Source organism: Caldimonas caldifontis (assembly GCF_002930615.1).
Taxonomy (GTDB): Bacteria; Pseudomonadota; Gammaproteobacteria; order Burkholderiales; family Burkholderiaceae_C; genus Caldimonas; species Caldimonas caldifontis.
On the sequence record NZ_PSNX01000003.1, the window covers coordinates 286,628 to 301,251 of the forward strand.

Below are 14,624 nucleotides of genomic sequence, written 5' to 3' on the forward strand. Positions count from 1 at the left end.
GGCCACTTTTCCCCGATCCGCGAGGGGATTTGTGACTGATTGAAAAGCTTGTCGCTGCCGGCCGGGGTTGACATACGTCGGGTCGCGCCCGCTCCCTAACATGAGCTGAATCACAGGTGTGGCGGGCCCGGCGGGGCGGTCGCAAGACCCCCTGCCGGCAGCCCGGCCGGCCCAAAAAAGCGAGGGAAATGAAGGGCAGGGGCCTGGCCGATGGCATGCCGCTTGCCTTTCCTGGGGCCTTACGAGGGGGAGTTCCATGTCCGCCGGCTTGCTCAGCGCCAGCCATCGTCATCGCCTGGGTGCCTTTGCGCGCCCGCAGCGCCGTCCCGCCACCGCCCGGTGGTGGGTGCGCGAGGCCGCCATCATGGGCACGCGGATCCGCGCTGAGTTGTGGGCCGCGGACGATCGCCTCGCCGAGGTGGCGCTGTCGGCGGTGATGGCCGAGATGCATCGCATCGACGCCGCCATGAGCCCGCACAAACCCGACTCCGAGCTCTCGCGCATCAATCGCGAGGCCGGCGAGCACCCCGTGCCGCTGAGCGACGAGATGTACGCCCTGGTCGAGCAGGCCCTGAGCTGGTCCGAGCGCTCCGGCGGGGCCTTCGACATCAGCTATGCGGCCGTGGGGCGGCTGTACGACTACCGCAGCGGTCGCCGCCCCGACGAGGCCCGCCTGGCGCGCGCTCGCGAGGCGGTCGGCTGGCAGCACCTCGAGCTGGACGCGAGGCAGCGCACGCTGCGCTTCGCGCGCCCGGGCATGTGCATCGACCTCGGTGGCTTTGCCAAGGGTCATGCGGTCGATGGCGCCGTGGCCCATCTGCAGCGCCTGGGCATCGAGCATGCCATGGTGGCCGCCGGCGGCGACAGCCGGGTGATCGGTGACCGCCACGGCCGACCCTGGACGGTGGCCATCCGACATCCGCGGCACGAAGGGGCCCCAGCGGCCGTGCTGCCGTTGCAGGACGTGTCGATCTCCACCTCGGGCGACTACGAGCGCTATTTCATCGATGCCGACGGGGTGCGCCACCACCACCTGATCGATCCGGCCTCGGGCCGTTCGCCCGATCAGGTCCACAGCGTCACCGTGATGGCCCCGGACGGGCTTACGAGCGAGGCACTGTCCAAATGTGTGTTCGTGATGGGCGTCGAGCGAGGGCTCGCGCTCGTGGAGGCCCAGACGGGCGCCGACGCGGTGGTCGTCGACGCGCAGGGGCGTCTGCATGTGTCGGCGGGCCTGCAAGGCGCGGGCGCCGCCCTGGATGAGAAACAAGCAGTTGTTGTCTGACGGTCGATGACGCCGGCTCACGAGGCCGGTCCACGGAGAACAGCATGAAAACCCACGAGACCCCGATGAGCCTGAGAGTCCTGGCGCTGATCCTGCCCCTGCTGGGCCTGGCGGCGTGCAGCGGCAGTGACGGTGACGATGTCACCGTCGAAGGCGATGTGGCCATCGCCTATGTGATGCGCTCCAGCAGCGTGCGCATGGACCCCACCAATGGCAGCCCGTTTGCCCCGGGCGGTGACCTGATGCTGCGCGAGCGCTCCTCACCGAGCGCGCGCGAGATCAACCTCACGCGCCGCTTCACACAAGGGGTGGGCGACGCGTCCGACCCCGAGGTGTCCTATGACGGCAAGAAGATCGTCTTCTCGATGCGCTGCCCTGCGAGCAACACCGCCACGATCAACGGTCAGCCGGCCTGCACGGGCCGATGGAACATCTGGGAATACGACATGACGTCGGGCGGGCTCACGGGCGGCACCTTCCGGCGCATCACCGATTCCACCGAGCACGACGACGTCGATCCCTACTACCTGCCGGCCGGCCGCGGCTTCGTGTTTGCGTCGAACCGCCAGGCCAAGTCCTCGCAGGACCAGGCCCTGGGCCGCCGCTACTTTGCGCTGGACGAGTACGAGCGCGAGCGCGTGCTCAACATCCACACCATGGATGCCAACGGCGGCAACATCCAGCAGATCTCCTTCAACCAGAGCCACGACCGCAACCCCGTGGTGCGGCCCAACGGCGACATCATGTACTCACGCTGGGAGCACATGGCCGATCGCAACCGCTTCGCGATCTTTCGCTCCAAGCCTGACGGCACCGACACCTTCGTCCTCTACGGCGCCCACAGCCCGGGCAACAGCTTCCTGCACCCGCGCGACATGGACCCGTCGGGCCCCTACGCCGGCTTCCTGGCCTCCTCGCTGATGCCGCTGCAGCGCACCGACGAGGGCGGCGCCCTGATGTTCGTCGACGCAGCCAACTACTCCGAGCAGAACACCCCGGCCAACAGCACCGTGCCCACCCAGGGCGGCCAGGTGCAGGTGACGGCACAGGAGCTGAACATGGACCGCGGCCTGTCGCTGCATGGCCGCGTCACCACCCCCTACCCGCTGTGGGATGGCACCAACCGCGTGCTGCTGGCCTATCGGCCCTGTGAAGTCACGCGTGCCGGGCGCACGGTGTCTTGCGCCACGCTCACGACGGCGGAGATTCAGCGGCTGTCCGATCGCCAGCGCACGATGGAGGCCGTGGCCGAGGATGAGCTGCAGGACAACGTCCCGCCCAACTACGCCATCTACATGTTCAACCCGGCCAACCAGACCTGGCGCCACGTGGCGACCCCGCCGGCGGGCTACATGTACACCGACCCGATCGCGCTGCAGGCCCGTCGCGAGCCCCAGGCCAGCGACCCGACCAACGTGGACACCGCCCTGGCCGAGCGTGGCATGGCCCTGATCGAGGTGCGCAGCATCTACAACACCGACCGTCTGGGTCGCATGGCCGAGATGATGATCGTGCCCGACGACCTCCCGCCGGGTTGCGCCCGCGGCATCGCGATGACCGCCAACACCGACCCGACCAGCACCGCCACCCAGGTGGCCGACCTGCTGGCGATCAAGGACCCGGCCAACCCGGCCTACCACTGCACGCCGGTGCGCTTCGTGCGTGCCACGCGGGCCATCCCCCCGCCGTCCTCGTCGATGGGCCTGCGCCAGGCCATCGGCGAGACCGACTTCGAGCAGCAGCAGATCCTCGGCTACGCGCCCATCGAGCCCGATGGCTCCTTCAAGCTGGAGATCCCGGCCGACATCCCGCTGGCGCTCGCCGTGGTCGATGCCGAGGGCCGCGCCTTCCAGACGCACGCCAACTGGATCCAGGTGCGCCCGGGTGAGCGCCGCACCTGCAACGGTTGCCACAGCCCGCGCCGCGGCGCGTCGTTGAATTCCGGCCTGGTGGTCGACACCCAGCCCGCCGCCTTGCTCCCGGCCATGGCCGCGGCTCACGAGTCCGGCCAGACCATGGCGTCCACCCGGACCCGTCTCGATCCGGCCGCCCTGAGGCTCGTGACCGACATGCTCTACACCGATGTGTGGGCCGACACCTCGCGACCGGGCGTCACCGCACGGGCGCCCATCATCGTGCGCTACACCGGCAACCCCGACCCGGCCAACGACCTGGCGACGCCGGCGCCCGTGAACGGCGTGATCAACTACCCCGAGCACATCCAGCCGCTGTGGGAGCGCACCCGCGCGGCGGGCTCCTGCGTGTCCTGCCACAGCGACCCGACACGCCTGGACCTGCGCGGCACGATCGGCGGGACCGGGCGCATGACCTCCTACGAGGAGCTGCTCGTGGGCGACCCCCTGCTGGACAGCGCGGGCCAGCCGGTCACCCGCATCCGCGACGGCGTGCCCATGCTGGAACGCCAGCCGCCGCGCGTGCAATCCAGCTCGAGCGCGGCCAACACCGCCGGCATTGCCCGCAAGAGCCGCCTCACCGAGATCCTCTTCGGGCACACCTTGCTGGCCGGCAGCGGCCCGCGTGCGATCTACCCCACGCCCTCGGGCAGCGCACCCAACCACGCCACGATGCTCAACGCAGCCGAAAAGCGCCTGCTGGCCGAGTGGATGGACCTGGGGGCCCAGTACTACAACGACCCGTTCAACGGGGCCAGTGGGGTGCGCACCGTGCAGACGCTGAGCGAAGCCGCCTTCGAGGCCACCGTGCAGCCCGTGCTGCAGGCCCAGTGCGCAAGCTGCCATCAGGCCGGGGCCGGCATCCCCGGCGCGTCCCTGGGTGATGCGCTCGCCGTGAGCTTCTCGGGCAACCGCTACGTGCTCACCGGGGTCACCGAGGGCGATTTCAACGTGACGCTCACCCTCATCAACGACACCTGCAACCCGGCGAACAACCTCTTGCTGTCGCGCCCGTCCACGGCACCTCATCCGGCCGGGGGTACCGGCGGGGCGGTGCTGCCGGTGGGCAGCCCGGGCTATACGGCCATTGCCAACTGGATTCGATCAGGCTGCAACCCATGAGTCCTGCGCTAGCCACCCTTCGCCGTGCCGGCCGCTGGGCGCCGGTGGCCACCTTGCTGCTGGCGTCCTGCGGCGGAGGCTCCAATCCCCTGGACAACCCGCCGGTGGTGAGCAACCCGCCGGGCGAGGGCGGGCAGCGCCTGTCCTTCGTGTACTTCCAGAAGTGCGTCAACCCCATCTTCCTGGCCCAGCTCCCGGTCAACCAGAACGGCAGCATCTCGCTCAACACCTGCGCGAGCTCGGGCTGCCACGACGACCGCGCCGGCACCGGAGGCGCCTTCCGGGTGGTGCCCGAAGCCCAGGAGGTCGACCTCTCGGATGCGGCCAATACACCCGACGTCGTGCGAGACACGCCGATGTACCGCAACTTCTACTCCTCGCAGGGGGAGGTGGTCTTGGGTGCGCCGCTGCAGAGCCGCCTGCTCACCAAGCCCATGGTGCTCAACGTGCTGCACGGCGGTGGCCTCATCTTCCAGGACGAGAACGACCCGAATGTGCGCCTGATCCGCTACTGGATCAGCCGCCCCATGCCCGAGGGCCAGGACGAATTCAGCGCGGCGGCCAACAGCATGTTCACGCCGCCCGATCCCGAGACCGGCACTTGCAACACCGAATGAGCCTTCCGATGCCGTTTGCAGTACCTGGGCGCCGGATGCGTGCGCAGCTTCTCCTGGCCTGTGGCCTGAGCCTGGCGGCCGCGGTGCCGGCCATGGCCCAGGTCAGCGCCGTGGCAGCCGACGATGGCTATGAGCGCGTGCAGGTCGCCGACCCCTACATCGAGTTCCGCACCGGCCCTGGCCGCGGCTACCCCATCTTCCATGTGGTGGACCGGCACGAGTGGATCGCCATCACGCTGCGCCAGACCGACTGGTACCAGGTGCGCGCGGAAAACGGCAAGGAAGGATGGGTGCACCGCCGCCAGCTCGAACGCACGCTCACCGCCGCCGGCAGCGAGCGGACCTTCCGCGACATCGTGCTCGACGACTACCTGAGCCGGCGCCTGCTGGCGGGCGGCAGCTGGGGTCGTTTCGACGGCGAGCCCATGCTCAAGCTCACCGCCGCCTACCGGCTGTCCACCTCGCTCAGCCTGGAGGGGCATGTGGGCCAGGTGCAGGGCACCTTCTCGGGCACGAGCTTCTGGCACCTGGGTCTGGCCGCCGAGCCCTGGTCCGACCGCCGCCTTTCGCCCTTCTTCAGCGTGGGCGTGGGGCGCTTCTCCAACGTGCCCAACAGCAGCCTGGTGAGCGCCATCCGCACCGACGCCAACCTGGGGCAGGCCACCCTGGGCCTGCGTTGGCACCTGAGCGAGCGCTTCATGCTCACCGCCGACTACAGCCTGTACACCGCCTTCGTCGCCGACGAACGCTCCATCGAATACCGGGCCTTCACCGCCGGCCTGGCCTTCTTCTTCTGAACGGACGTCTCCATGCCTTCCAAGCACGCCCTTCATCCCTGGCTCACCGTGGCCCTGCTGGCCGCGGCCCTGCTGCTCACCCCGCTGCTGGCCACCGCTCAGGCCAGCGAGCCCCAGCGCCCGGCCAACGAGCAGGTCATCGTGCCCGAGGTCGAGCGCCGCGAAGTGCGCCTGCCCCGCATCCCCTCCAAGGACATCATCGCCGGGCTCTTCACGGGCATCTACTCCACCGACAGCTTCGGCGCGAGCCCCGTGGTGGGCGTGCGGCTGGGCTACCACCTCACCGAAGACTTCTTCTTCGAGGCGGCCTACGGCCGGGCGCGTGTCAGCGACGAGTCCTTCCGACGCATCCTGCCCGGCGGCGTGTTCGCGAGCGAAAAGTCCACCCTCACCTACTACAACGTCTCGCTGGGCTACAACATCCTGCCCGGCGAGGTTTTCCTGGGATCCAAGCGCGCCAAGGCCACCGTCACCTACCTGATCGCCGGCATCGGCAGCACCGAACTCGACGACCAGCGCAACCAGACCCTCAACATCGGCCTGGGCACCCGCTTCCTGCTCGGCCAGCGCTCGGCCCTGCAGCTCGACTTGCGCGACCACATCTTCTCCTTCGACCTGCTGGGCGAACGCCGCAGCACCCACAACCTCGAGCTCACGCTGGGCCTGAGCTTCTTCTTCTGACCCGCCTCGTCGTGCACGCCCAGGAGTCCCGCATGCACCTGATCCCCACCCTCCGTCACCTCGCCGCCCTGGCCGCCTTGTGCCTCGCCATCCCGGCTCTGGCCGCGCAGCCGAACGCGCCCGCCCCCGACTTCACGCTGAGCACGCTCAAAGGCTCGAACATGCGCCTGCAGGAGCAGCGCGGCAACGTGGTGCTGGTGAACTTCTGGGCCACCTGGTGCGGCCCCTGCCGCGAAGAGATGCCCCATCTCAACCGCCTGTATGACAAGTACCGCGCCCTCGGTTTCACCGTGATGGCCGTGAGCATCGACGACGACCCGGCCAAGGCCGCCAGCATGGCGTCCAAGCTGGGCCTGAACTTCCCGGTGCTCTTCGATGCCGACAAGAAGGTGAGCCGCCAGTACGACCTCAAGGCCATGCCCTACACCGTGATCGTCGATCGCGACGGGCGGGCGCGGCATCTGCATCGCGGCTACCAGAGTGGCTACGAGAACCTCTATGAACAGCAGATCCGCGCCTTGCTGAAGGAATGAGGACCATGACGATGCGCTGCCTTCCCGTCCTGGCCCTGGCCGTGCTGCTGTCGGCCTGTGCGACCGAGCCCTGGGTCAAGCCCTACGAGCGCGAGCGCCTGGCCGACCCGATCATGCAGGTGCATCGCGATGCCCTCTCGGCCCGCCACACCGAACACGTGCGCGAGGTGCGCGAGGGCGGCCGCGGTGGCAACGGCGTGCAAGGAGGCGGTTGTGGCTGCAACTGAGACCACCTGCCCCATCGGCCACCGAAGGGCGCGCTGGCTGCGCGGCTTCATGGCCCAGTGGCGCATGCGCACCCCGCGCGCGCTGCGCGCGGCCGGCCTGGCGGCCCTGGCTGCCGGGTCGGCGCAGGCCGTCACCCTGCCCGAGGACAAGGCCGAAGCCCTCTACCACCTCTATGACGGCGGCGGCACGCGCGCCTACGGGCCGGCCCTGCTGGTGCGCAAGAGCATGGCCGATCGCGTGTCCCTCTCGGCCTTCTACAACGTCGACGCGGTGAGCAATGCCTCCATCGACGTGGTCACCACCGCCAGCCCCTACTCCGAGCGGCGCACCGAGTACGGCCTGGGGCTCGACTATGTCTACCGCGACTCGCTGATGTCGCTGTCCACCACCCGCAGCACCGAACCCGACTACGAGGCCAACTCCGTCGGCATCGATGTCTCGCAGGACGTCTTCGGCGGCATGACCACCGTGAGCCTGGGCTTCACCCGCGCCTGGGACAAGGTGGGCCGCTCCGACGTGGGCTTCTTCGACGAGGCCCTGCACTGGCGCTACCGCCTGGGCGTCACCCAGATCCTCACACCGCGCTGGATCGCCAGCCTCAACGCCGAGGTGGTGTCCGACAGCGGCTACCTCGGCAACCCGTATCGTGTGGCACGGGTCTTCGGCGCGGCCGTGCCCGAACGCAACCCCCGCACGCGCACCAGCCGGGCGATCAAGGGCCGCGTCACGGGGGCCATCGGCAGCGAGGCCGCGGTGCATGCCGAGTACCGCTACTTCTGGGACACCTGGGACATCACCGCCCACACCGTGGAAGTGGGCTACAGCCGCTATGTGCGCGAAGACACGCTGGTCGACGGCTTCCTGCGTTACCACAGCCAGTCCAAGGCCCTGTTCTACAGCGACAACGCCACGGCCGAGACCACCTACATCTCGCGCAGCCGCCAGCTCAGCACCTTCAACTCGCCCTCGGTGGGGGTGAAGCTCAGCTACCGCGCCAAGCGGGTGCCCGGACAGTACGAGCTCAAGGCCCACGCGGCCTACGAATACAAGCTCTACAACTTCAAGGACTTCACCGACATCCGCACCGGCCGGCCGTACTCGTACAACGCCAACGTGTTCCAGGTCTACCTGTCGGCCACCTTCTGAACGAGCGCGCCCATGAGAGCCACCATGCCGTACCGACACCTCCTTCGCTTCCTGACGGTCGCCCTCGGCCTCGCAGCCGGCCTCGCCTGGGCCAATCCCAGTGCTGCTCCCGCCCCGGCTGCCTCACTGGACGACCGCGTGCAGACGCTCAAGAACGACCTCATCCAGCTCAACCGCGACCTCCTCGTGCTCGAGGAAGAGCTGCTGTTCCCGGCCAGCACCCAGGTGGCCGTGTTCGTGTCGATGGACGTGGGCAAGCTCTTCGAGCTGGAGTCGGTGCAGATCAAGCTGGGCGACAAGCTCGTGGCCAGCCACCTGTACACGCCGGCGGAAGTGCAGGCCCTGCACCGCGGCGGCGTGCAGCGCCTGTACCTGGGCAACCTGCGCACCGGCACCCACGAGCTGGTGGCCATCTTCACCGGTGGCGGCCCGCACCAGCGTGACTACCGGCGCGGCGCCACGGTCAAGTTCGACAAGGGGGCCGACCCCCAGTACATCGAGCTGCGCATCCAGGACTCCGCCGGCAAGCTGCAGCCCGAGTTCAACGTGAAGGTCTGGCAGTAAGGACCGGTTCATGCGTCTCCGATCCCTGGCCCCCCGTTCCTGGCGTCGTGTGCTGTGCACCGGCGTGGCGGTGGCCGTGCTCAGCCTGGGCGCTGGCGCGCAGACCACGCGCGGTCCCGGCCCCGTGAAAGACCCGCACTACGGCGACGGGCTCTTCCACTTTTTCCAGGACCACTACTTCACCGCGCTGACCACGCTGATGGTCTCGCAGCACTTCGAGCGGGTGCCCCAGCACGCCGACGAGGCCGAGATCCTGCGTGGCGGCATGCTGCTCTCGTACGGCCTGCACCGCGAGCCCGGGCGCATCTTCGAGACGCTCATCGAGCAGGGCGCCCGCCCCTCGGTGCGCGACCGCGCCTGGTACTACCTGGCCAAGATCCGCTACCAGCGCGGCTACCTCGACGAGGCCCAGGCCGCGCTCGACCGCATCGGCCAGGACCTGCCCGCCGAGTTCCGTGAAGACCACGCCCTGCTGCGCGCCCAGGTGCTGATGGCCCGCGAACAGTACGCCCAGGCCGCCACGCTGCTGCGCGAACAGGTCGAGGCCAGCCGCGCCCAGGCCCGCCGCAGCGACCCCGAGCCTGCGATGCGCGCCGCCTATGCGCGCTACAACCTCGGCGTGGCGCTGATCCGCAACAACGAGACCGAGGCCGGCACCCGCTGGCTCGACGAGATCGGCAAGGCCGGTGCCAACAGCGAGGAATACCGCGTGCTGCGCGACCGGGCCAACGTGGCCCTGGGCTTTGCCGCACTCCAGGCCGAACAGCCGAAACAGGCGCGCCAGTTCCTCGAGCGGGTGCGCCTGCACGGTCCGCAGTCGAACAAGGCGCTCCTCGGTTTCGGCTGGGCCGCGGCCTCGCTCGACCAGCCCCGCGAGGCCCTGGTGCCCTGGATGGAGCTGGCCGGCCGCGAGGGCGATAACGCCGCCGTGCTCGAAGCCCGCATTGCCGTGCCCTATGCGCAGGCCGAGCTCGGCGCCTTGGGCCTGGCGCTGCAGGGCTACCAGGACGCGATCGCCGCCTACGAGCGCGAGCACGCCGCGCTGGACGAATCCATCGCGGCCATCCGCGCCGGCAAGCTGGTCGAGGGCCTGATGTCGCTCAACCCCGGTGTGGAGATGGGCTGGTTCTGGCAGCTGCGCGAGCTGCCGCAGATGCCGCATGGCAGCCACCTGGCCCAGGTGCTGGCCCGCCACGACTTCCAGGAGGCCTTCAAGAACTACCGTGACCTGCAGTTCCTGGCCGACAACCTCGCCCAGTGGCGCGACAAGCTCGCAGCCTTCCACGACATCCTGGAACACCGCAAGCAGGCCTTTGCCGACCGGCTGCCACGCATCCAGGCCGCTGCGCGCGAAAGCGAAACCGGCGTGGCCGCACTGCAGCGCCGGCGCGATGCCGTGCAGGCCGAGCTCGACCGCGTGATCGCACAGCGCGATGCCGCCGCCCTGGCCACGCCCAGGGAGCGCGAGCTGCTGGAGCGCCTGGCCCGCGTGCGCGAAACCCTTGCGCGGGTGGGCGATGCGCCCGAGGCGGCACCCCTGCGCGAGCGCCATCGCCTGGCCGAAGGCGTGTTGCGCTGGACGCTCGATGAAGACTATCCCGTGCGCCTGTGGGAGGCCCGCAAGGCCCAGCGCGTGGTGGACGAACAGTTGGCCCGCGCGCAGGAGCGCGAGGCCGCCCTGGCCCAGGCCCAGCGTGACGAACCCGCACGCTTCGCCACCTTCGAAGGCCGCATCCCGGCCCTGGGGGCGCGCATCGAGGCCCTCGCCCCGCGCGTGGCCGAACTCACCCGCGAGCAGCAGCAGGCCGTCGAGGCCCTGGCCGTGGCCGAACTCACCCGCCAGCAGCAACGCCTGGCGGCCTATGCGACCCAGGCCCGTTTTGCCGTGGCCCAGCTGTATGACCATGCCACCCGTGCGCCGGGCGGTGCACAGGAGCGATCCGATGCGGCACCGCGCTAGCCTCCTGCCCCCGCTGCTGATCCTGGCCGCCGCGCTGGCGGCCTGCTCGGGGCCGCGCAAGGGCAGCCCCGACAACGAGCCCACGCTCAGGAGCCTGGCCGGGCGCAAGGTGGAGCTGCCGGCCGACCCGGGCATCCGCAGCACCGAAGAGCAGACCATCGCGGCCTACCAGAAATTCCTGGACGTGGCCCCCAGGGCGCCGCAGCGCGCCGAAGCCATGCGCCGCCTGGGCGACCTGGAGATGGATCTGGCCGACCGTCGCATGGCCGAGGGCACGGCCGCGGGGACCGAGGCCGACTTCCGCGCGGCCATCACCCGCTACCAGGACTACCTGCGCGCCTACCCGAAGGCGCCCGACACCGACCGCGTGCTCTACCAGCTGGCCCGCGCCCATGAACAGGGCGGCCAGCTCGAACAGGCCCTGGCCGTGCTCGACCGCCTGGTGGCCGCCTACCCTGACACGGCCACACGCGACGAGGCCCACTTCCGCCGCGGCGAGATCCTCTTTGCCGCCACGCGCTACCCGCAGGCCGAAGAAGCCTACACCGCCGTGCTGGCCAGCGGCGACGACACGCCCTACCGCGAGCGTGCGCTCTACATGCAGGGCTGGTCGCGCTTCAAGCAGGCCCGGCTGGACGAAGCCCTGGCGTCCTTCTTCGGCGTGCTCGACCTCGCGCTCGCAGGCCGCGGCGGCGAGGCCGGGCTCGATGGCATCGAAGGCCTGTCGCGTGCCGAGCGCGAGCTGATCGAGGACACCTTCCGCGTGGCCAGCCTGTCGCTGGCCAACCTGCAGGGCGCGGAATCCATCCCCCCCTACATCGACAGCGAGCTGCGCCGCGGCTACGAATTCCGCGTCTATGAGCAGCTCGCCGAGCTTTATCTGCAGCAAGAGCGAGTCAAGGACGCCGCCGACACCCTGGGCGCCTTCGCCCGCCGCCAGCCGCTGCATGCGCAGGCGCCGGTGCTGCAGGCCCGCGTGATCGACATCTACCAGGCCAATGGCTTTGCCACGCTGGCACTCGAAGCCAAGAAGGAATACGTGGGCCGCTACGGCGTGGACAGCGAGTTCCGCCGCGCCAGCCCCGAGGGCTGGGAGCGCGCGCAGCCGCTGGTCAAGACCCACCTGAGCGAACTGGCCCGCCACTACCACGCCAGCGCGCAGAAGACCAAGGCCTCGGCCGACTACCAGGAGGCCGTGCGCTGGTACCGCCTCTACCTGGTGTCTTTCCCCGATGATCCGCAGGCACCGCAGAACCACTTCCTGCTGGCCGAGCTGCTCTTCGAGGACAAGCGCCACGCCTACGCCGCGGTCGAGTACGAAAAGACCGCCTACGGCTACCCGCAGCACGCGCGCAGCGCCGATGCCGGCTACTCCGCCCTGCTGAGCTATGCCGAGTTGCAGAAGGCCGCACGGCCCGAGCAGGTCACGCCGCTCAAGCGCGAGGCCGTGGAAAGCAGCCTGCGCTTTGCCAAGGCCTTCCCCGCCGACCCGCGCACCGGTGCCGTGCTCACGAACGCTGCCGACACCCTGTTTGCGCTGAACGACGCCGAGCGCGCCGAAGCCGTGGCTCAGCAGGTGCTGGCCCTGCAGCCGCCGGCCACCGACGCACAGCGCCGGGTGGCCTGGACCGTGCTGGCCCACACCGCCTTCGACGGCGGGCGCTTCGACATCGCCGAACGCGCCTATGGCGAAGTGCTGGTGCTCACGCCCGCACAGGCCGCCGGCCGCAACGAACTGGTCGAACGTCAGGCCGCGGCCATCTACAAGCAGGGCGAGGCCGCGCGCGACGCCGGCCGGGCCCGCGAGGCCGTGGGCCACTTCGAGCGCATCGCCCAGTTGGCGCCGCAGTCGGCCGTGCGCGCCACGGCCCAGTACGACGCTGCCGCCGTGCTCATCGGCCTGAAGGACTGGGACGCGGCGGCCCGCTCGTTGGAGGCCTTCCGCCAGCAGCATCCCAAGCACCCGCTGCAGGCCGACGTTCCCGCCAAACTGGCCACGGTCTATCTCGAACAAGGCCACTGGGCGCAGGCGGCCGGCGAATTCGAACGCGTGGCCGCCACCCACCGCGACCCGGCCGTGGCCCGCGAGGCCCAATGGCAGGCCGCCGAGCTGCACCAGAAGTCCACCGAACGCGGCGCCTCGCGGGGGGCCGCCACGCGCGCCTACGAGCGCTACCTGCAGCAGCACCCGCAGCCGCTGGAGCGTGCGGTGGAGGCGCGTTATCGCCTGGCCCAATTGGCCAAGGCCGACGGCAACGCCGCGCGCGAACAGCACTGGATGCGTGAGGTGATGCTGGCCGACCAGCGCGGTGGCAACGCCCGCACCGACCGCACCCGCTTCCTGGGCGGCGCGGCCGCGCTGGCCCTGGCCCAGCCCAGCTACGAGGCCTACCGCCAGGTTGCGCTGGTCGAGCCGCTGGACCGCAACCTGCGCCTCAAGCGCCAGCGCATGGAGGCCGCGCTCAAGGCCTATGGGGCGGCGGCCGAGTACGGCGTGGCCGGCGTCACCACCGCGGCCACCTACTACACGGCGGCGATCTACGAAGACTTCGGCAGCGCCATGCTCAAGTCACAGCGCCCGCGCCGCCTGTCCAAGCTGGAGCTGGAGCAGTACGAGGTGATGCTGGAAGAGCAGGCCTTCCCCTTCGAGGAAAAGGCCATGGAGCTGCACGAGATCAACGCCCAGCGCACCAGGGCCGGCATCTACGACGAATGGGTGCAGCGCAGCTTCGCCGCGCTGGCCAAGCTGCGGCCGGTGCGCTATGGCAAGAGTGAGAAGAGTGAAGGAGCGATCGATGCGATCCGCTGACCGCCTCTTCGCGATCCTCGCTGCGGCCGCCCTGGGCGGGTGTGCCACGGTCAGCCTCGACGCACCGCCCGTGGCGCCGCCTCCCGCGGCGGCGGCAGCGCCGGCACCTGCCCCGGCGGCCCCGCCGGCGCCGCCGGCCGTGGACCCGGCCGCGCAGCGGGCCTTCGACGAAGCCCGTCGCCAGCTGGTGGCCGGCCGCGGCGATCTGGCACAGCGCGGCTTCGAAGCCCTCACACGCAGCCACCCTGATCTGCCCGGCCCCCACGCCAACCTGGGCCTCATGGCCCGCCAGGCCGGCCGCCTGGACGAGGCGGCCCAGGCGCTGGAGACCGCCACGCGGCTGGGTCCGAAGCAGCCGGCCTACTGGAACCAGCTGGGCATCACCTACCGGCAGCAGGGCCGATTCGCGCAGGCGCGCGAAGCCTACGAGCGCGCGCTGGACGCCGACGCCGACTACGCCCCCGCGGTGCTCAACCTGGGCATCCTGCACGACCTCTACCTCGGCAATGCGGCCCAGGCCCTGGGCCTGTACGAGCGCTACCTGAGCCTCGTGCCCGGCGGCGACGCCGAGGTGAACAAATGGGTCATCGACCTCAAGAACCGCAAGCCGGCCCCTGTGGCCGCGAACCAGAAGGAGCCGCGATGAGAACGCTCACTGCCGCGCTGCTGCTGGGCCTGATGGCCGGGTCCGCGCTGGCGCAGGATCGCGCCGAACTCGACCGCACCCAGATCATCGGCAACCGCGAACTGCCCAAGGTGCTCTACATCGTGCCCTGGAAGAAGCCCGTGCCGGGCGAACTGGCCGGCCGTCCCGTCGAAGGCGTGCTCGACGAGGCGCTGGCCCCGCTCGACCGCGACGTGTTCCGCCGCCAGCTGCATTACGAACGTGTGCTCCAGGCCCCGGCCTCCCCGGCCGCGGCGCCGGCCCGCTGACCCTTCAATACCCACACAACCTTTTCAGTCGTACCC

General features: G+C 70.0%; 13 protein-coding genes. All 13 read left to right on the forward strand.

Annotated elements, in window-relative coordinates:
• The first annotated feature begins 256 nt into the window (after positions 1-256).
• The 13 genes from C1704_RS04635 to C1704_RS04695 all read left to right on the forward strand — a co-directional run bounded on the left by C1704_RS04635 (position 257) and on the right by C1704_RS04695 (position 14,588).
• A complete protein-coding gene (locus tag C1704_RS04635; protein ID WP_104301443.1) occupies positions 257-1,285 on the forward strand; it encodes an FAD:protein FMN transferase in 1,029 nt (342 codons plus the stop codon).
• 65 nt (positions 1,286-1,350) lie between these two features.
• Positions 1,351-4,320 (forward strand): HzsA-related protein, encoded by a 2,970-nt coding sequence (locus C1704_RS04640; RefSeq protein ID WP_245876371.1) that lies wholly within the window; start codon positions 1,351-1,353, stop codon positions 4,318-4,320.
• Complete coding sequence (locus tag C1704_RS04645) at positions 4,317-4,937, forward strand: hypothetical protein (RefSeq protein WP_104301447.1); 621 nt, start codon at positions 4,317-4,319, stop codon at positions 4,935-4,937. Before C1704_RS04640 ends, C1704_RS04645 begins: the two co-directional genes overlap by 4 nt.
• Positions 4,938-4,945: 8 nt before the next feature.
• Entirely contained in the window at positions 4,946-5,734 is a 789-nt protein-coding gene (locus C1704_RS04650; protein ID WP_245876372.1) for an SH3 domain-containing protein, read from the forward strand.
• 12 nt (positions 5,735-5,746) lie between these two features.
• Positions 5,747-6,415 carry an outer membrane beta-barrel domain-containing protein gene (locus C1704_RS04655; RefSeq protein WP_104301451.1) on the forward strand — a complete coding sequence of 223 codons (669 nt, stop codon included), beginning with the start codon at positions 5,747-5,749 and terminating at the stop codon, positions 6,413-6,415.
• Between the two features lie 32 nt (positions 6,416-6,447).
• Positions 6,448-6,948 (forward strand): TlpA family protein disulfide reductase, encoded by a 501-nt coding sequence (locus C1704_RS04660; RefSeq protein ID WP_104301453.1) that lies wholly within the window; start codon positions 6,448-6,450, stop codon positions 6,946-6,948.
• Positions 6,949-6,953: 5 nt separating this feature from the next.
• A complete protein-coding gene (locus C1704_RS04665) occupies positions 6,954-7,175 on the forward strand; it encodes a DUF4266 domain-containing protein (protein ID WP_245876373.1) in 222 nt (73 codons plus the stop codon).
• On the forward strand, positions 7,162-8,322 hold the full coding sequence (locus C1704_RS04670) for a DUF3570 domain-containing protein (RefSeq protein WP_245876374.1): 1,161 nt from the start codon (positions 7,162-7,164) through the stop codon (positions 8,320-8,322). Before C1704_RS04665 ends, C1704_RS04670 begins: the two co-directional genes overlap by 14 nt.
• Positions 8,323-8,346: 24 nt before the next feature.
• Positions 8,347-8,886 carry an AraC family transcriptional regulator gene (locus C1704_RS04675; protein WP_211286836.1) on the forward strand — a complete coding sequence of 180 codons (540 nt, stop codon included), beginning with the start codon at positions 8,347-8,349 and terminating at the stop codon, positions 8,884-8,886.
• Between the two features lie 10 nt (positions 8,887-8,896).
• The gene (locus C1704_RS04680) at positions 8,897-10,846 is read left to right on the forward strand and encodes a coiled-coil domain-containing protein (RefSeq protein ID WP_104301461.1); all 1,950 of its coding nucleotides are present in this window, start codon (positions 8,897-8,899) and stop codon (positions 10,844-10,846) included.
• The gene (locus tag C1704_RS04685; protein WP_104301463.1) at positions 10,830-13,655 is read left to right on the forward strand and encodes a tetratricopeptide repeat protein; all 2,826 of its coding nucleotides are present in this window, start codon (positions 10,830-10,832) and stop codon (positions 13,653-13,655) included. The genes C1704_RS04680 and C1704_RS04685 overlap by 17 nt, the downstream gene beginning before the upstream one ends.
• Positions 13,642-14,301 carry a tetratricopeptide repeat protein gene (locus tag C1704_RS04690; RefSeq protein ID WP_170064624.1) on the forward strand — a complete coding sequence of 220 codons (660 nt, stop codon included), beginning with the start codon at positions 13,642-13,644 and terminating at the stop codon, positions 14,299-14,301. The genes C1704_RS04685 and C1704_RS04690 overlap by 14 nt, the downstream gene beginning before the upstream one ends.
• Positions 14,298-14,588 carry a hypothetical protein gene (locus tag C1704_RS04695; protein ID WP_104301467.1) on the forward strand — a complete coding sequence of 97 codons (291 nt, stop codon included), beginning with the start codon at positions 14,298-14,300 and terminating at the stop codon, positions 14,586-14,588. The genes C1704_RS04690 and C1704_RS04695 overlap by 4 nt, the downstream gene beginning before the upstream one ends.
• The last annotated feature ends 36 nt before the right edge of the window (positions 14,589-14,624 follow it).